The sequence below is a fragment of the Haloarcula quadrata genome (assembly GCF_003634715.1).
Lineage (GTDB): Archaea > Halobacteriota > Halobacteria > Halobacteriales > Haloarculaceae > Haloarcula > Haloarcula marismortui.
In genome coordinates, this window is sequence record NZ_RBWW01000003.1 from 237,912 (window position 1) to 254,589 (window position 16,678).

Sequence of the window (16,678 nt, forward strand, 5' to 3'; positions counted from 1 at the left end):
TCGTATGTGACCCTTTCTATGACACGCTCAACATTACCAACCGTAGTCCAGCATCCTGAGAACTAGTGAAAGCGAGGCTCTGCTTGGCTAATCGGTAGCTTGATTCGATGCCGAAGCGCTTGCTGTAGTGATCTCGTGCATCTCGTGGCGTGTCGATAAAGGGCGCGTCAGCGGCGTAGCCGTGACGCGCCACCCCGTGTTCGTCGTACCGTCCCTGCTGGTACACGCAGTCGATGAACACAGGGAACTCCACCTCGCCAGCGAGATCGTGTTCGATCTCGCGGCTCCAGCCTTTGCTGAGTTTGTTTTGAATCGTCTCACCCCACTTGACGATCGGCATCACATAGGCGTAATTGTGCGCGTACAGCAGCTTGAGACAGGTGCTGTTGTAGAAACCTCGATCAAGGTAGACGGCCTTGACGCCGAGGTCAAGGCCGTCAAGGAGTTCAAGAAACTCACCGAGGACATCGCTGGTGGTTTCGCCAGCAACGAGCTGGCGAACCGCCAGCGTGTATCGCTTGTTGCGTACGCGCACGTAGAGCGTTGCATAGGCGTGAAACGTCGTTGTTCCACGCTTGGCCTGTGAGGAGTACAGAGCCTCGGTTTCGTCCTCATCACCGTAGTAGGGATCGAGGTGGAGGTCTGCGCAGACCTCCACCGGTCGATCTGGAAGTGTCTCAAGCGTATCTCGTTGAAGCAGCGTGTCTCCAACCGATTCAACCGAATCCAGTTCAAACTGATCGCTGAGATGTCCACGGACGGTATTAGCGTGTGGTGAGTCGTCAGTCGTTTCGCAGACGTGATTGATCGAGGTCCCGCCGGCGCTGGCGCCGGCGAGGACCTCATAGAGCGTCTCTGCCGTGACCTTGACATTCTCGCCGAGATCTAATGAAAGTTCCTCGTCAAGACTATTGACGACAAAATTAAGCAGGTGCTCTTCTTCTATCTCGCTGTCTGCTTGGGTGGCTTCCACACTCTTCCCAAGTAGACGCTTCCTCTAACCCGATGTGATCGACTGATTTTATATCCACTCAATTACTATGTCTTTTTTAACATATGGATAGGTCTGCGGGGACCCCATTCAGTGTTCGAGGGCTTGTGCACATACTTGTGATAGTGGCACTAATTACAGTGAGCGGATGCAGCGCAATCGGGGTTTCATCCAGTGAGGATGAGGGGCTTCCGTCGGAGGATGAAGCAGCTGACCGCTACGCGACACTAGATACTGTCAACGCAACGGTAACGACAGTCCGAACCCGGAACGAGAAAACAACAACAATCGTCACTCAAAAGCGGGAACGAGTTCACTCATTTGCGTATTTTGAGCGAGTGATATCGGTTACTAGAGCGGAGGAAACAAGACCACCGCGGGTTGGTGAAGACGGATTTATTATTGCAAACGGATCAACGCTTATGTCCTATGATCCAGAGTCGAACGAACTCCACCGAATGTCGTTCCAGACCAATGATAGCGCTACAGAGACGACGTATCCAGAACTTCTCGCCGCTGCGAAAAATAACCACCCTGTCTCGCAGCCGACGCCGACACCAGGCATTTCATCCCTGCCAGTAGTGCCACAAAAAGACGAGTCTGGAGAGAACAGTTCGTCCGCGTATCGTGGTGGGAACGTGACAGTCGTATATAATGGCACAGAGACAGTTGACGGGCGGAAAACCTACCGGCTGGAACTGGCTCCGGTCAGCGAACGCATCTCGTTACAGTCACAGACGCTGTGGCTAGATAGTGAGTATTTGTTCCCGATCAAGCGACACACAGAGTTTGTGGCTAACGGCGATGCCTACGAATACACAGTTACATATCAGAATATAACGTTCAATCCGACGTTCGAACCCGGAACTTTCCAACTCGAATCGCAAGAGGTTCCGGACAGCGCACAACAGATTCAATTCAATACGTACGAGTCACGAGCGGCGCTGGCCAACGCTGCTTCACTTCCAGTGCCGAACCCGGACATCCCAGCGGGATTCGAGTTAGCAGTTGCGTCGCACCGCTCAACTGATCCAGAGGTAGTGATGCTTAGGTATGAGTCCACTAGCAATGATACACACTACAGAATCGGCATTCTCAACGGGACACAGAACACAACTACAGGAACGCCCGTGCAAGTGGGTGAGTACGAAGCAAGACGAACGCAGACAAATAGGACGGTACGCATCAGTTGGTCGGTGAATGGCACCACTTATTACCTGAGCAGGTTCCCTGCCGACACAGCCGACGACAGCACGTTACTACGTATTGCACGCTCAGTTGCTGACACGACGTGATTTGCTATCTGACCGGCTGTGTCATTATGTCCATTCCAGTGGCCATCCACAAAACACGGTCTGGCACTCGAACGGAGCGGCAGGCCATCGGAATTACTGACCTTGCAGCCGACGCCGTCGCAGGCAGAGTATCAGCACGTCGGGGCGACAGTGTAGACCAGCGGAGTGCTAACCAACAATAGCTGACCAATACCCATACCGTTGGTTAGCCGAGAACCGATTGATTTCTGACCAGCGTTTGTTTCTCACCAGAAATACCCGCTCAGTAAGTGTGCGAATTGACCGTCGAGGTTTCTACCAACTCAGGGCGGTGTTCTGATAGCCGTGCAAGATGGAAAGCGCGAGTCTTACATGACCTCGCTCTGGACTGAAGGGAATCCGAATCGGTGGTACAGAAGTGCTACTTCTTGCGTTTCTAAGGTTCTAATCCATATTCTTCTGGATCATACGCACCGAGAACGAGTACAGACAGTATCAGTATCCCATTCACAGCCAGAGAAACCCAGAACATATCTACACTGAGTGGACCAACAGTGGCCGGACTATTGTCTGGATTAGAGAGCACAATGGTCATTATTGTCCCGCATACACCTAAAATTGGGAGTCGGTAATAGTGTATTTTTGTCAATATTCGGAACACTTTCAACAGCCTTTGTGATTTCCAATCGTAATATGTGTTTTTGTATATCCAACCTACACCCCAGATACCCCGGTAATTCAGCAGATTAGGAATAGCATGGCTACCATCGTCGTACTGCGTGCAATCTCTAAATTCAGCAGCTATCTGGTTGACTCATTTTGAGTCTGGTACACCGCTAAGTGCTGAATAGAACGCGCGAGTCGGTCACTTCGAGGCAACCATGATTCGAAGAGTGGAAGGCTCGGCTCAAACAATTCTTGCTACTTCCAGTGAAGGAGATAGAGGAGGTAGAGACTTGCTCCAAGAACGACCACTCCCGCGAGAAGGAGTCCGACTAAGCCGAGAACTGACGAGGTAGAAAATGCAAGCTGGAACAGCTGAAGACCCACGAGAACAGTAAATACAGAGAGGATTGTCCAGAATATCGTTCCAATCAGTGTGCGACTTGTACCAATAAGCTCGTCACGTACGATAGCACGAACGTTCTCTTCATTGAGTTTGTCGGAGGGCTCCATAATGCCGCATAACATAGCTGACGATAATAAAATGACGACCCACTAACTTGGGCTGCTATTCGTCACCCTCGTCTTGCTGAACTCACCCTCTATATCTTGCACGGCGTTTCCGGTAGGCTTCTGAGGAGTGTTCGCCGGGCGTGGTAGGTGTGCGACCTGTACTGATTGTACCGCACGCGAACTACTCACCCAAGGCCGACCGCTCTTTTTGGGCGTTGACGGCGAGGGTGCAGCGCATTACTGGGACAGCTACGAGTTCGCTGTGGCTGTTGTCGAGGCTGACGGTGAGGCAGAGAAGGTCGTGCTTGCAGAGACGCCCTTCGAGACGCTTGCTGAGTGGTGCGAATACACGCGTGGCGAGCGTGGCTGGGATATCGGCCCGCACGTCGGCGGGTCGCTGGTCGGCGATCTCGTGCGAGGTGTTGAGGCATGAGCTGCACTGTGGAAGAACGCAAGCGGGTCCGACGTGCAGCGCGGGCGATTCAGGAGGAGGTAGCTACTGAGTCCGTGGATGTGCTTGCGCCGAGTGCGAGTCAGTACGGAGAATGGACGCTTGATGCTGTGTTTCGGGACTGTGAGGGTGTGCCTCCAGAAGTGCTCAGGGAGTTAGCGTTGGCCGAGTTGACGCTCCAGCCGACGCCGTCACAAGCCGAGTATCAGCACGTGGCGGCGACGGTGTAGCGAAAAGCGCTAACCAACAACAGCTGACCGATGCCCTCGACTGTTGGTTAGCCGAGAACCGTTTGGCTTCTGACCCTCGTTTGTTTCTCAGGATCTCACTAGAAATACCCGCTCAGTAAGTCTGCGTACTGAAGAGGAAACTATTCTCTCTATTCACACAAAAGGGGTTCAACTAGTCGACCTCTGTGATTGAAGTACATCTCGAAGTAGAAGGAAGCCGCCGACTACGGATAGTACACCACCGAGCAACAGTACGAACGACTGGGTGGGTACTGTAGATATCGGCCCTGGAACAGACGGTTTCAGCGCTATCAGTAAACTGCCACAGGCAAGCATTCCGAGGGCTCTGTTGTCCATCTATCGTATAGACAATTCACATCTATGTGTATTCTTGGATAGTATTCATATTACCTGTACTGACCACTGCATACCGCTTGCAGCAGGGTTCTCATCGACCACTCAGAATTGCGCGCTTGAACTCGCTATTGCCCTCAGTCAGAGTTTGGCCTCTGCAAAGGCTTGGTCGATAACCTCCTCACTCGGTGCGTTCAGATATGGTTCAATAGCAGCGAAACTGTCCCAACCACCGACAGCCATCACCACGCGGGGGTTCATTTGCTCGTCGACGAGGAGTCGCTGGGCATACCGGCGCCGGAGGTCATGTGTACTCACTTTCTCGAAATCGTCCTCGCCGGTCGTTTGTGCTGCACGGTTGGCGGTACGCCTGACAACCGCGCGAACGCCGGGTTGAGTCAGATCGATGAATGGGTCGTTGGGAGCGATGTTGTGTTCGTTCTGATACCGTTTGAGATCGCGCTCAACGCGGTCGGGGAGGTAGGCATCGCGAGGCTTTCCACCGTTACCGCTGGTGTCTTTCCCCGCTGTGACTCTGAGTCGGTACTGGCCGCTCTCAGCTTCTTTTACGTCGGCAGGACATACCTGTGGAATCTCGAATGCCCGAAGGCCGACAAATGCCCCGAGTTGAATGATTATGTCGTCGCGTTGGCTGTTGGTAGCTCGGCGCAGACCCTCGATTTCACCGTCGGTGAGCCACACCTTATGCTCGTTTCCAGCAGTCGATTCGATACGCATTACGATTACTTTTATTTCCGTTAGTAAAGTATCTAGTGGTTGGTAGGAATAGGGGTATACACACCGGATTTCCGCTGTCAAACACCGAATCTGTTACGACTTGTGATACAAGTCGTTACTCCCAATTCCACTTCTACTCCGAGGCTGGCCATTATTCTCCCGCCAAGGCCATCGTCGACGAGAAACCCGGCGTGACGTTCGAACGTATCGACGCCGCAGAGTCCGACCGGATAGCAGCCTATGACTTCCGCCACCTCTCGCTCACCTTCCTCCGGAACCTGACCGGCGTCGTTGACCAGGCCTATCAGACCGAACGTCCGGACTGCTGGTGCTGGCACTCGTCGGCCTGCTCGGCGGCACACACTGCATCAGAATGTGTAGGCCGCCGATCGCTATCTACGCGGACTGGATGGCTGAAGACGGGCGCGACGACATCCTCTCGTTCCGGAAAATCAGACAGCACGCAGTGTTCAACTTCGGACGCACGGCCCCCTGCACCCTGCTAGACGGTGTCTTCGGGCTCGCTGGCCAGCTGGCCTTCGTGAGTGTCTGGGCGGTGACTCTCGTCGCGACGGGGGTCCGCGCCCTGACGGGTATCGCCGTGGATCTCACTGTCACCGTCGCCGTCGTCGGTACCAGCTACGTCACCGGTGGCGGAGTACGGTCCGTTCCGCCCCTAGGTGTCGAACGCATCGCGAGCTTGGTGCGGGCGGCCCTACTCTCGTGGATGGACGAGTGGGTGGGCGACTACCGCATCGCCGGGCTCGGTGCCGTCCACGAGTTCCTGCCGTGTCCACTGCTGTACCTGGTGTACCTGTACGCGTTCGTACAGGGGTCTGCACTAGGCGGAATGGCAGCCCTTGATGCGCTGGGGCTCGGGACCGTTCCGGCCGTCTTCTTGACCGTGACGGTGTTCGAGGGGCTGTACATCGGTGGCCGCCAGCGACTGCACCGCATGCTCGATGTCGCCTCCGTCGCGCTGGCTACATCCAGCTCCAGCACAGCCTGGCCGCACTCGGCGTCACGCTTCCGGCCGTCCCGCTACCACACTTCCAGCTGTGGTGACCGACCACGCAGTACATCGCTGTGGTCGGGAATGGACCGCCCGACGTGCCCCGCGGACACAGCGACTGTCGGCTGGAAGCGGCGTTCCGAGTATCACACGCCACACCGGGGGTCATACCAGCCTAGCGGCGGCTTCCCGGAGGGAGAGCCCCTCATCGACGATGTCGCGGCGGTAGTGCATGTAAAGGACCCCCAGCGGCGGCTGGAGGATGTACGCGAGTGCAATGGGTAGGACGGCCCCGGTCGGTAACGTCTCGGCGGCGACGACGACGGCGACGGCGATAGAGAGGTTCCGCATGCTCGTCGCGTACACCAGCGCGACCCGCTGTCCGTCGTCAAGGAACACGCTCCCCAACCCCGAGCCGACGGCCATGACGGCCACGTAGAACAGGACGAGCGGGAGGACGACACTGGCCGAAGTGAGGGGGTCGGCGAGGATCGCCCGCGACCGCATCGTCATTGCGATGAACACGATGAGCATCACGCCAAAAGAGCTGAGGCCGCCGAACGTGGGTTTCAGCTCCCTGAACCCCTCCCAGCCGTACCGACGGAGGAGGAGTCGCCGGGTGACGTTCCCCGCCAGCATCGGTACGACGACGACCTGGGCGAGTTGTCGGTACAGCGCCGTCGGCTCGAAGCCGACACTGCCCGGTATCAGCACGGACAGATATACCGGGAGTATCGCGACCGCGGCCAGCAGGTTTACAGCCATGGCGACCAGCGCCGACTCTAGGTCGCCGTTGGCTAGCCCGGTCCAAGCGGCGGTCATCCCGGATGTCGGAATCAGGGCGATGAAGTAGAGCCCGACAGTGTACTCAACGTTCCCGCCGAAGAAGGCCCGGGCCAACAAGACGGCCACAAACGGCGTAAACAGGAAGTTCACCACCAGACTGAGCGCTACGGGCCGCGCGTGTGCCCGCAGGTTGCGTATCTCATCCAGATCGATGTTGATCATCATCGGATATATCATCAGAAACAGCACTGGGACAACGGCCGTCTGTAACAGTCCCCGAGTGCTCTCACCCGCCACCTGGCCGGCAGCGAGTCCGGTGACCAGCGCACCGACGACGACGTAGATGAGGTCGGCTTTCAGTGTCTCGAGGAGTCTCCGTATCATTGTTCTGAGGCGGTGTCTCGACGCGCGCTACCGGTATGCCGCCCGGCACCATAGCGACGGACGCCGTACGTAGGGAGAATCGACCATCGACACAAAAATGTTTAGTTGTCACAATACAATAGGGGAGAAGTTGGCCGTTGGCGTGTGCCAACCACAGCTATATATTTGTCTCGGGTCTTCTACTCGACATGGCAGAGACACAGTCCCGGTCGGCTGACCGCCCGACAACGTCGTTATCGACGCTTGAAAAGGGGATCGTCGTGCTGGTCGGTATCACCGCGGTGACTCACATTTATCCGGGTGTCGTCGAGGGCGCGCCGCCGCTCGTACTCGCCGGACTGGGATTTCTCGGAGGGGCGGCGCTGTACGTCCGCGGCGTCCGCAGGGACGCCCTCGCCATTGCGGCGATACCCTACACAGCCATCCAGATACCGCTATGGGTCGTGATCAAGGCCGGCAACTACACGCTCGTCGGCTACGTCGACAAGGCCGTCCAGGTAGTCCTTGTCCTCGCGCTGCTCGTCTTTGTCGTCAGACGATACCGCGACTGACTGGTCATCCAGTCCACTCGCCGCCATGGTCGTATCGTTCGTCTGACTTTTCATAGACTTGGGATTATTATACACTATTAAATCATCTGCTCGCCCACACTCAGACGGGAACAGATGACACGCAACGACAGCGGGCCGAGTTGTCGCTACGTATACCGGATGCGTGCTGCCGACGCCCTCACAGACGAGATGTATCGGTTGCTGACTGTCTGGCCTGTTTGTCGGTGATACCTGTTGTACGCACATGTCTCAACGCAGCGTTTGGTTACGGCAAGTGGCTATCAAGTCTATCTGACGGCTCTTAGCTTGGGACTAGCGGCCAACTCGATCCCAATACCTGACGAGCGCGACTCCGAAAGCGAACACGATAGCACCGACTCCGAACTGTCGCCCGACGGTGCCGAACTCGCCGTTCTGGATACCGACGATTCCCCGGACGATCATGACCGCTGTCACGACCACCACGAGTGCGAATACCGCCCACCGAGTGTCCATATCAGGATACAGGCGATTCCACCAGTAAATCGCTCCCTTGTCTTACGACAAAACTGGATCTAAGACTTTCGCTCGATTACATTCCGATATACGGCAGTTCCGCGACCACACGGTTTCACATCATGATCGACCCAGTCATTGCAAGTCGGCTCCAGTTCGCAGTCACGACCATCGTCCACATCATCTTCCCGGTGATGAGCATGGGACTCGCCCCGTTTCTCATTTATTTCACGTGGAGAGATATCCGGACTGGCGAGCCGATATACGAGCAGTTGCGTCGGTTCTGGACCAAGATTTTCGCCATCTCTTTCGTTGTCGGTACGGTTACCGGCATCGTTCTCGAGTTCGAGTTCGGGACGAACTTCGCCGCGTTCGCGACGGCGGCCGGTGAACTGTTCGGCGGCCCGCTGGCCGTCGAGGGGATGATGGCGTTCATGCTTGAGGCTACCTTTCTTGGCGTGTTCGTCTTCGGCCGTGACCGGGTCGGCGACAAACTCTATTTCGTCTCCAGCGTGGCCGTTGGCCTGGGGACGTGGCTGTCGGCAGTGTGGATTCTCATCGCAAACTCCTGGATGCAGACGCCGCGTGGCTACGAACTCGTCACCGAGAACGGCCAAATGGTTGTCCACCTCGTCGACCCGCTGGCGGCGTATCTCAATCCCCGCTTTGGATACATGTTCGTCCACATGCAGAATGCGGCCGTCGAGTCAGTAGCGCTGTTCATGGCCGGTGTCGGTGCCTACTTTGTGTTCCGCCACCACGTTTGGGGCTACCCCGTAGAGAATCCACAGTTCTGGGAGGCGACGCTAAAAATCGGTCTCGTCGCGCTGCTCATCACCGCACCGCTACAGGTACTGCATGGCGATATGTACGGCCGCCACGTCGCAGAGACCCAACCGCAGAAGTTCGCCGCAATGGAGGCTGTCTGGGAGACTGAGTCGTACGTCCCCGAATACATCTTTGCCGTACCAACGAGCATCGACGGCTTCCTGAACCCGCGAGCAAAGGAACTGTTCGGCATCGGTATTCCAGGCGGGGCCTCGTGGCTGGCCAGCGGAGGTGATCCGACAGCCGAGATACGTGGGTTGAATTCTTTTGACACAGAGGCCCCGCCTGTCGCTATCGTCTTCTGGGCCTTCCGTGCGATGGTCGGACTCGGGTTCTGGTTCATCCTGCTGGCGTTCTGGGGCGGCTACCGATGGTACAAGGGCCAACTGCTCGAGGACGGTCTCCTGCACAAAGCGTTGATGGGGTCGTCTCTGCTCGGGATTCTCGCTGTCGAACTTGGTTGGATAGTCACAGAGGTCGGCCGCCAACCGTGGGTGATTCAGGATGTGATGAAAACCAGCGCGGGCGTCTCTCCGGGCTTGACCGGGACTGAGGCGACTATCACTCTTATTGGGTTCATCGGAGTCTACACCACGTTACTGGGTCTGTACACCTACGTCATCTGGCGCATCATCCGGAACGGGCCCCCGGGCAATGACGAACTCCGGTCGGTCAAGAACGATACGCGGACTCCTGACTTGGATCCGAGTCCGAGCCAGCCGACCCCCGGGGCGGTCGACGATGATTAGCGTCGATTCGCTTGCTGCCGGCCCGCTGTTTGGGCTCCCACTGCCGGAGCTGTGGTTCGGGCTAGTGTTTACCATGCTCGCGACGTTCCTCTTTCTCGATGGGTTCGACTTCGGGGCCGGCGCGATATTCGCGCTCCTGGAGACTGACGACGAACGCGAGACAGTGCTGGCGGCTATTGGCCCCTTCTGGGACGGCAACGAAGTGTGGCTAGTGGTCTTCGGCGGCGCTCTCTTTGCCGCGTTCCCCCCGGCGTATGCTGGCCTGTTCAGTCGCCACTACCTGTTGATGTTCGGTATCCTTGGCGCGCTCATCCTACGCGGGCTCGCCCCGGAGATGTACGAACAGCGCCACGACGCGGCGTGGCAGCGGTGGTGGGGGCGGGCGTTCGTCGCTGGCAGCGTCCTCGCACCGTTCCTGCTGGGTGTGTTTGCCGGCAACTGGCTCGTCGGGGCCACTAGATCGCTGACGCTAGTCGGCCTCATCGTCGGCGTCACGCTAACGCTGCTGACGGTCGTCTCAGGGGCAGCGTTCCTGCAACTGAAGGGACGAGCACAGCTCCCCGATTCGGTGACGACCTATGGGACGGCGGCGACGGCGGGCTACCTGCTTGCTGTGGTCGCCACGCTTGGGGTACTCGGGATACGGCTTCCAGACGGCCTCTCGGCGCTTCTCTCTCCGGCGATTGTGGCCCTCGTCATGCTCTCGATTGGATTGGCGGTTGGCTACACCGTCGCGCTTCGGCGCGAGCAAAGCCTGCGGGCACTCGGCGCGGCAGCGGCTATGACCTACGGTCTCGTCGCTGTCGTCGCGAGACTCATGTATCCCGCCATCGACCCGGCGACGGGCACGACAGTTCGTGGAGCTATCGTCTCGACACTGCCACTGAATCTGATGACTATCGGTGCGTCGCTGCTGCTCCCGCTGGTGGCGGTGTACTTCGTAGTGCTGTACTCGGCTTTCAGCGGTCCCATCACGCCTGAGGAGGCGTACTGACCGTGGCCGGGACTATGCTGTTGTCGCGTGTCTTTGTCACTTGGGTCGAGGTCATTGTCGTCGGCTTTGCCGGCGCGGCGCTGGGCGGGGCGGCCTCCGGCCCACCACAGCTAATCGTCTATCTTGCGACCGTGCTTGCTTCCGTGGGAGCGCTGCTGTACAACGTGGACAAGTTGGTACAGCAACGTATCGCCGAGAGTCGGTAAGTAGTGACATCGTTGTCACAGCTCGCGGCTCATTCACGCAGTGGCGTGCTGACTGGACATTCAGCCTCACCGGCTCTGTTCCGCCCAGATATAGACAGTCGAGATTTTCTGTATATTTTAGTCTAGCCAAAAATATTTTTGGCTTTTAGGAATATTACTTTGTTCAGAGGGGTAAACAGTTAGTATGATACTCGTTAGCCACATTGGACTCGTATTCGTTGCCGGTCTAGTCACTGCGGTAGCCACTGGGCTGGGAGCGATCCCGTTCTTCTTTATTGACGAGTTTAGCGACCGTTGGAACGTCGCGCTCTGGGGCATTGCGTCCGGCATCATGGTGGCAGCGTCGCTATTCGGGCTGATTGGCGAGGGACTGCAGTACACCGCTGGGGGGCTTCCGACACTGATGATTGGCGGCCTCTTGACTGGAGTCGCACTGGTTGAAGTCTTTGATCGCCTGCTTGATCGGATTGATCTCGGTACGGACGACCATCCTGTGAGCAATCACGGAGACGCCCCACAAGGCAAGGGTGCTGACCCTAAAGATCCTGACTCCACTCAGAGCGGGCGCGTAAGTCTGGCTTCGACCCGGTTCAATTCCGGCAGATCAGTGCGTTCGATGGTCCGATAATGCAGTAGTCTCCCGTTTGAGACCGATCGCAAAGAGTAGTATCGCACTCGGGACCAACAGGAACGCACCGAGCGCCGACACCATGTCACCAGTTAGCAAGCCGATAACGATAGCGGCGGTGGCGATACCGGCGGTGAACAGCGCCGGCAGACAGAGACGACAGCCCAGAACCCGGCGTTTGACCGTAATGCGTAGGGGCATACAGACATGTTCACGCCAGAAAATCCTATATCCTGTCTTGTCGAGTGACAACGGTCACTCCGTCCCAGTTATCGGCGGGGACCACCGGCAGGTCAGCCTCTGGGATCCCTGTCGCGCTTGACGGTCTCGTAGAGCGCATCACCACCGCTCAGGCTGGCTGCTTCGATACCGAGGTTCAGGACAGAGGTATAGAAGAATCGCCCCCCTGCTGCACACATTTTCGGCAGAAATACAAGCGAATAGGATTGAGAGTAGGGGCATAGAGCGAAGCTTCACTGGCCGTGCGAACGAGCCTGCAGCCTGTGATCCGAAGGCGACCCAGTACTGACCACTCATCATATTTGTTGCATACCTGCTCCCAATGAGTGACCACAATCATATATTTGAAATCCTGTGGAGTACCGTCGTACCGCCGTAATCAAGCCTGACACGCCCGAGAGTTTGGCTGCACCTCTTCGGGAGACTGTCGAGCAATTCAAACCCTGTGCTAAACTGCAAGCAAGTGATCTAGCGCGGCGACGGCTGATGCGCATCTGCAAACGTACGCTTGAATCACTGGAAATTGGATATAACTAGGAGCTTGAACGTCCCATCTTGTCTGGGGCGTAGCGCGTGAGTCCACACGAAAGCCATCCCAAAACAGCGATCAGGACCATTGCCCCCAAGTGAAGTAGGTAGGGTAGTTCACACGGGGAATGGTGGGGCCGCGGGGTTGAACGCGCCGTCGGCAACCATAGAGTAGATTGGGAATCCATAGGCGATGGCAACAAGGACAACGGCGATGAGGAACCAGAGTTTGACGTTGTCGAGCACCCGTGGGCTGTCCGAAGGTCCGGAGATGGGTTCGGGGAGGTGGCTGTCGACGCGCAACCGACCCCGGCCACGCTCGGCTAGCCACGTTCCGACCATCACGAGGACGAACATGAGCGCTCCAAGCGTCAGTAGCGTCCCGCCGATAGCAATCTGGAGACGCATCTCTGGCATCGAGCCCAGTACCGGCGCGAAGTCGAACTGCTGGTACTGCGGTTCGGCGGTCCGTCGGGGGACGCCGGCCAGCCCCGCTCGGTGCATCGCGTTGGACATCAGCCCCATCCCGATGAACCAGATGTACGGCTGTATCTGGGCGACGCCGTAGAACTGCAGGCGCTTGCCGGTAATCTGTGGGTAGAGCCAGTAGCTAATCGCCATCATCGTCAGGGCACTTGCCGTCCCGACGGTGAGGTGGAAGTGCCCAGGGACCCACAACGTGTTGTGGATGAGCGAGTTGATGTTCATCCCGGCATTGATGATGCCCGAGAAGCCTCCGGCGGCGAACATCATCCCGGCCAGCGCACAGCCGGCGAAGGCGGGGTTCCCCCACGGAAGCGCCTTCAGCCATCTCAGATAGCCCGTGCCACCTCGCTGGCGAGCGCCGTACTCCATGCTCGCGACGACGGTGAAAGCGGTGAGGAAACTCGGGAGCAACAGGAACATCGTGTTGGTCATTGCGATGAACTTGAACCCTTCTGGCACGCCAGGGTCGGCGTACTGGTGATGGAAGCCGACCGGCGTCGAGAGGATGAGAAAGAGAATAAAGACGACGCGAGCTAGCGGATCACTGAACAAACGCCCGCCAGAGAGCTTCGGAAGGACAGTGTACCATGCGAAATAGGCCGGCATCAACCAGAAGTAGACGACGGGGTGGCCGAAAAACCAGAACAACGTTCTTGTGAGTAGCGGGTCGACACTGTCGATGAGACCCAGGGACAGCGGCAAGAGAAAGACGAGTACCTCAACGGCGACGCCGAGCGTGGCGATGTACCACATCAGCATCGTCGTCATAATCATGAACATCTGCAGTGGGATGCGCTCGTTGGGGTTGTCTTGTCGCCAGTGGTAGTAGGTGCGTATCCAGTCTGCCCCGGCAAGCCACGTCCCCACGAGCCAGGCTGCCAGCCCTGCGTAGAACAGTGGATGGGCCTGCAACGGGGCGTAGAACGTGTACAGGACGTCGGCCGAGAACGGAATCTGGCCGACCAACCCACCGAAGATGGCTGTAGCAGTCATCACTGCACCCGAGAGCATGAGGAGAAACCACCCCAGTGAGAACCCCGGTGACGGTAATCCCATGCCGAGGCTTCTGCTGGTCCCCCAAGTGAAAATTCCGGTCAGGAAGAATATCGTGAAAAACAGCGCGAGCAGAACGCCGTGGCCCGTCAGCACAGAGTAGTAGTCAGCCGAGCTGATGACTCCACGGAAGACGTTCGTCCGGTGGAGCGCCTGAACGATCCCCAAGAGAGCACCGATAGTCAATGCAGTAAACGAAACGCCCATGCAGAGACGGGTGATGCGTGCGGCGTTGGGGTACCGGTCGATGAAAGCGAGCCGGTCTTTGAGAGATGTCTCGTCTGCCTCGTACGCCTGTGGCTGCTCTGACCGGTGTGGATGTGCCATCTCAGTTCACCTCACTCTTGTTGAATTGCCCGGGTGGGACAACCTCCAGCGACCCTTCCATCGTGTGGTGGCCGCTCCCGCAGTACTCGTTGCAGACGAGCCCGTACTGACCGGGGTCGTCGAACTCTACGGTAATCGTCGCCACCTGCCCAGGAACAGCCATGGTGTTGATATTCGTGCCGACGACCTCGAAGCCGTGGACCACGTCTGTGCTCGTCACGTGGAACGTGACGGTGCTGTTTGCGGGAACGCGGACTGGGTCGCTCGTCCCGGGAACGAACAGGAACTGCTTCGCTTCGATATACACGTCGTAGTGGCCCGGTTCGCTGCCGTTGTACACGCCCGGTTCTCGGAAGTTCTCGCTGGCCGTGGCGTCTGTGGGGTCAACCTGGCCACCAGTGTCATCAACCATCCCGTAGCCGGCGCCGACAGCGCCATAGGTCACAGTTCCGATGAACAGGACAATCATCGCGAGCGCGGCCACCAGCCACAGCCGTTCGAATCTGTGGACGTGCATATTATCCCACCACCGATGGCCCGTTACCGAGGAATTCGACGAAGTACATGAACAGCCACATCAGCGAAATGATGACGAAATACATCACGAGTAACAGTCCGGTCCCGACTGGGTCGAATGCGTCGTGGGCGACTGACTCGGTCTCATGTTGTGCGACGTTGGACTCAAACATTTGTCCAGTGTGCTGATTGGCGACTCGGTCTTCAGTGGCTGTTGCGGGAGAAAACGACTGCTCTGGCCTGTCTCGCCAGCTAAGGAGGTAGACCGCGCCGATGGTGAGTCCAGTGAGCCCCAGTGCCACCGCCGTTACGAACAGCCCGGAGCCACTGCCACCGCCAACGGCACCCCCGCTCGCTTCCTGCGCGCTTGCAGTGCCGGCGAACCCAAGTGCAGCCACTGACGCCGCCCCTCGGAAAATCGCGCTACGGACGCGCCGACAACCAAGCAATCCGTTGCGGTCGGGTATCGACCTGTTAGTGCCTGATTGCATCTTGTTAGTATCCATGCTGTTTCGTCTGAATCGACCCGATAGAGTTGTATTCTCACTTGTCACAGGACAACTCGACGGCTCCTGTCTGCTGGCCACGGCGCCGAGGTATCGTAGTAGCCGACAGCGTCTGACGAGTCGAGCACGGCTAGCAGGCTATTCGTCACTATCAGGACGGCCATCGTTGCCTTAGACGGGATATTAGTGATGCTGCCCAATGGCCTTGACCACCGAAGCAGCGTGTGACGAATCCGGTGTCAGCACTCCACGAGCGGCTAGTCGCTCACTGAATCACCCCAACGGTTGATATATCGGAATCGATGGATGGGGGAGTTCGATACCAAAGATCATCAGTCCGTGCGAGAGCGGCAAATATCCCAGGACGAGGAATACGGCCCCAAGTGTGCGATGTAGCCTAGACTGAAACCGCGGCGACATCGAGTTGAACGCAACACCGTACCCAAACACTGCGGGGATAGTGCCCAGTCCGAGCACCGACAGTGCGAGCGCACCGTAGGCCGGCGAACCGATAGCGAAGGCGTACAGAAACGCCGGATAAAGAAGTGGACACGGGAGTATGCCGTGAACCGCACCCAACGCGATGATACGCGGACCGCCGACCCATTGGTCGATGTGCTGGTGAAGCCGTGTGCTCAGACGCCAGAATAACGACCCTGAACCAAGACTAGCGATAGCACCGGCGGTTGTCCCGGTTCGGAGATACATGCCCCCGGTCACGATAATAAACCCACCAACAGCCATTCCGGCGACTGCCCGAAGGGTGTCGGCCAGTGCGAAGACTGCTGCAGTGTCGTAGATGACGGTACCGAGCAGTCCCATGAGTCCCCCCAATAGCGCATAACTCGCCGTCCGTCCGAAATTGAACAGCAGGTGCTGGCGGATTTCGGTCCACTTTACTGGCCCGTCATCCCCTAGCTGGTCGGCGTACAGTGTGACAAGTGGCCCACACATCCCTAGACAGTGCACCCCACCGAGCAAACCAACGATGGCGAAGACAACGAGACTAACGTCACCAGTGATAACGCCTGTCCCGTGGGTGCCGGCCATCATCGTATCCGAGACCACTCGCGCTCAAGCGTGTCGAGATCGTCTGATCCAAACATGAGGCGGACAGCGATAACGATGAGTACCGTATTGATAATTGCCAAGAAAGCAACTGGTTCGAGGGCGAT

Annotated in this window: 17 protein-coding genes and 2 pseudogenes; 9 read left to right on the forward strand and 10 right to left on the reverse strand. The window is 57.6% G+C overall.

Features of this window, described 5'->3' with window-relative positions:
* Positions 1 to 19 precede the first annotated feature (19 nt).
* Positions 20 to 973, reverse strand: a pseudogene (locus tag BDK61_RS21780) (ISH3 family transposase); the annotation flags it as partial.
* Between the two features lie 83 nt (positions 974 to 1,056).
* On the opposite strand from BDK61_RS21780, the gene BDK61_RS21785 reads away from it, so the two are divergent.
* Positions 1,057 to 2,286, forward strand: a complete 1,230-nt coding sequence (locus BDK61_RS21785) for a LolA family protein (RefSeq protein WP_167467420.1) — start codon at positions 1,057 to 1,059, stop codon at positions 2,284 to 2,286.
* Between the two features lie 900 nt (positions 2,287 to 3,186).
* Here BDK61_RS21785 and BDK61_RS21790 read toward each other — a convergent pair.
* On the reverse strand, positions 3,187 to 3,441 hold the full coding sequence (locus BDK61_RS21790) for a hypothetical protein (protein WP_229380466.1): 255 nt from the start codon (positions 3,439 to 3,441) through the stop codon (positions 3,187 to 3,189).
* A 127-nt stretch (positions 3,442 to 3,568) separates the two neighbouring features.
* Between BDK61_RS21790 and BDK61_RS21795 the strand changes: the two genes are divergently transcribed.
* Positions 3,569 to 3,874 carry a hypothetical protein gene (locus BDK61_RS21795; RefSeq protein WP_121304702.1) on the forward strand — a complete coding sequence of 102 codons (306 nt, stop codon included), beginning with the start codon at positions 3,569 to 3,571 and terminating at the stop codon, positions 3,872 to 3,874.
* On the forward strand, positions 3,871 to 4,122 hold the full coding sequence (locus BDK61_RS21800) for a hypothetical protein (protein WP_121304704.1): 252 nt from the start codon (positions 3,871 to 3,873) through the stop codon (positions 4,120 to 4,122). Before BDK61_RS21795 ends, BDK61_RS21800 begins: the two co-directional genes overlap by 4 nt.
* 495 nt (positions 4,123 to 4,617) lie before the next feature.
* On the opposite strand, the gene BDK61_RS21805 is transcribed toward BDK61_RS21800, so the two are convergent.
* Positions 4,618 to 5,214, reverse strand: coding sequence for a site-specific integrase (locus BDK61_RS21805; RefSeq protein ID WP_121304706.1), 597 nt, complete (start codon positions 5,212 to 5,214; stop codon positions 4,618 to 4,620).
* Between the two features lie 328 nt (positions 5,215 to 5,542).
* Here BDK61_RS21805 and BDK61_RS21810 point away from each other — a divergent pair, with 328 nt between their 5' ends.
* The gene (locus BDK61_RS21810) at positions 5,543 to 6,511 is read left to right on the forward strand and encodes a sulfite exporter TauE/SafE family protein (RefSeq protein WP_082229922.1); all 969 of its coding nucleotides are present in this window, start codon (positions 5,543 to 5,545) and stop codon (positions 6,509 to 6,511) included.
* On the opposite strand, the gene BDK61_RS21815 is transcribed toward BDK61_RS21810, so the two are convergent.
* Positions 6,392 to 7,396, reverse strand: coding sequence for an arsenic resistance protein (locus BDK61_RS21815; RefSeq protein WP_121304716.1), 1,005 nt, complete (start codon positions 7,394 to 7,396; stop codon positions 6,392 to 6,394). The genes BDK61_RS21810 and BDK61_RS21815 overlap by 120 nt on opposite strands.
* A gap of 188 nt (positions 7,397 to 7,584) precedes the next feature.
* Between BDK61_RS21815 and BDK61_RS23775 the strand changes: the two genes are divergently transcribed.
* On the forward strand, positions 7,585 to 7,947 hold the full coding sequence (locus BDK61_RS23775) for a hypothetical protein (RefSeq protein ID WP_004965219.1): 363 nt from the start codon (positions 7,585 to 7,587) through the stop codon (positions 7,945 to 7,947).
* Positions 7,948 to 8,259: 312 nt separating this feature from the next.
* Here BDK61_RS23775 and BDK61_RS21825 read toward each other — a convergent pair whose 3' ends face one another.
* Positions 8,260 to 8,442 carry a hypothetical protein gene (locus BDK61_RS21825; protein WP_004965224.1) on the reverse strand — a complete coding sequence of 61 codons (183 nt, stop codon included), beginning with the start codon at positions 8,440 to 8,442 and terminating at the stop codon, positions 8,260 to 8,262.
* A gap of 122 nt (positions 8,443 to 8,564) precedes the next feature.
* Here BDK61_RS21825 and BDK61_RS21830 point away from each other — a divergent pair, with 122 nt between their 5' ends.
* From BDK61_RS21830 to BDK61_RS24310, 4 genes and pseudogenes are all read left to right on the forward strand, one after another.
* Complete coding sequence (locus BDK61_RS21830) at positions 8,565 to 10,019, forward strand: cytochrome ubiquinol oxidase subunit I (RefSeq protein ID WP_121304718.1); 1,455 nt, start codon at positions 8,565 to 8,567, stop codon at positions 10,017 to 10,019.
* Positions 10,012 to 11,013 carry a cytochrome d ubiquinol oxidase subunit II gene (locus BDK61_RS21835; protein ID WP_004965228.1) on the forward strand — a complete coding sequence of 334 codons (1,002 nt, stop codon included), beginning with the start codon at positions 10,012 to 10,014 and terminating at the stop codon, positions 11,011 to 11,013. Before BDK61_RS21830 ends, BDK61_RS21835 begins: the two co-directional genes overlap by 8 nt.
* A gap of 2 nt (positions 11,014 to 11,015) precedes the next feature.
* A complete protein-coding gene (locus tag BDK61_RS21840) occupies positions 11,016 to 11,219 on the forward strand; it encodes a hypothetical protein (RefSeq protein ID WP_229380454.1) in 204 nt (67 codons plus the stop codon).
* A gap of 184 nt (positions 11,220 to 11,403) precedes the next feature.
* Positions 11,404 to 11,703: pseudogene (locus BDK61_RS24310) on the forward strand (ZIP family metal transporter); the annotation flags it as partial.
* 120 nt (positions 11,704 to 11,823) lie between these two features.
* Here the strand turns inward: BDK61_RS24310 and BDK61_RS23140 are convergent.
* From BDK61_RS23140 to BDK61_RS21870, 5 genes are all read right to left on the reverse strand, one after another.
* Positions 11,824 to 12,048: a hypothetical protein gene (locus tag BDK61_RS23140; protein ID WP_148709173.1), complete on the reverse strand. Its 225-nt coding sequence runs from the start codon at positions 12,046 to 12,048 to the stop codon at positions 11,824 to 11,826.
* Positions 12,049 to 12,732: 684 nt separating this feature from the next.
* Positions 12,733 to 14,481 carry a b(o/a)3-type cytochrome-c oxidase subunit 1 gene (locus tag BDK61_RS21855; protein WP_121304721.1) on the reverse strand — a complete coding sequence of 583 codons (1,749 nt, stop codon included), beginning with the start codon at positions 14,479 to 14,481 and terminating at the stop codon, positions 12,733 to 12,735.
* Between the two features lies 1 nt (position 14,482).
* Positions 14,483 to 14,998: a cytochrome c oxidase subunit II gene (locus tag BDK61_RS21860; RefSeq protein ID WP_004965248.1), complete on the reverse strand. Its 516-nt coding sequence runs from the start codon at positions 14,996 to 14,998 to the stop codon at positions 14,483 to 14,485.
* Between the two features lies 1 nt (position 14,999).
* Entirely contained in the window at positions 15,000 to 15,488 is a 489-nt protein-coding gene (locus BDK61_RS21865; RefSeq protein WP_244209995.1) for a halocyanin, read from the reverse strand.
* Between the two features lie 288 nt (positions 15,489 to 15,776).
* Positions 15,777 to 16,553, reverse strand: a complete 777-nt coding sequence (locus tag BDK61_RS21870) for a sulfite exporter TauE/SafE family protein (RefSeq protein WP_394337639.1) — start codon at positions 16,551 to 16,553, stop codon at positions 15,777 to 15,779.
* Positions 16,554 to 16,678: the final 125 nt, after the last annotated feature.

What these genes read in the sequence shown, in the direction of transcription:
- BDK61_RS21855 (WP_121304721.1), bottom strand. Translation starts at nt 14,481, where the DNA reads ATGGCACATCCACACCGGTCAGAGCAGCCACAGGCGTACGAGGCAGAC.
- BDK61_RS21830 (WP_121304718.1), top strand. Translation starts at nt 8,565, where the DNA reads ATGATCGACCCAGTCATTGCAAGTCGGCTCCAGTTCGCAGTCACGACC.
- BDK61_RS21805 (WP_121304706.1), bottom strand. Translation starts at nt 5,214, where the DNA reads ATGCGTATCGAATCGACTGCTGGAAACGAGCATAAGGTGTGGCTCACC.
- BDK61_RS21785 (WP_167467420.1), top strand. Translation starts at nt 1,057, where the DNA reads ATGGATAGGTCTGCGGGGACCCCATTCAGTGTTCGAGGGCTTGTGCAC.
- BDK61_RS21865 (WP_244209995.1), bottom strand. Translation starts at nt 15,488, where the DNA reads ATGCAATCAGGCACTAACAGGTCGATACCCGACCGCAACGGATTGCTT.
- BDK61_RS21870 (WP_394337639.1), bottom strand. Translation starts at nt 16,553, where the DNA reads ATGGCCGGCACCCACGGGACAGGCGTTATCACTGGTGACGTTAGTCTC.
- BDK61_RS21825 (WP_004965224.1), bottom strand. Translation starts at nt 8,442, where the DNA reads ATGGACACTCGGTGGGCGGTATTCGCACTCGTGGTGGTCGTGACAGCG.
- BDK61_RS21860 (WP_004965248.1), bottom strand. Translation starts at nt 14,998, where the DNA reads ATGCACGTCCACAGATTCGAACGGCTGTGGCTGGTGGCCGCGCTCGCG.
- BDK61_RS23140 (WP_148709173.1), bottom strand. Translation starts at nt 12,048, where the DNA reads ATGCCCCTACGCATTACGGTCAAACGCCGGGTTCTGGGCTGTCGTCTC.
- BDK61_RS23775 (WP_004965219.1), top strand. Translation starts at nt 7,585, where the DNA reads ATGGCAGAGACACAGTCCCGGTCGGCTGACCGCCCGACAACGTCGTTA.
- BDK61_RS21800 (WP_121304704.1), top strand. Translation starts at nt 3,871, where the DNA reads ATGAGCTGCACTGTGGAAGAACGCAAGCGGGTCCGACGTGCAGCGCGG.
- BDK61_RS21790 (WP_229380466.1), bottom strand. Translation starts at nt 3,441, where the DNA reads ATGGAGCCCTCCGACAAACTCAATGAAGAGAACGTTCGTGCTATCGTA.
- BDK61_RS21835 (WP_004965228.1), top strand. Translation starts at nt 10,012, where the DNA reads ATGATTAGCGTCGATTCGCTTGCTGCCGGCCCGCTGTTTGGGCTCCCA.
- BDK61_RS21815 (WP_121304716.1), bottom strand. Translation starts at nt 7,396, where the DNA reads ATGATACGGAGACTCCTCGAGACACTGAAAGCCGACCTCATCTACGTC.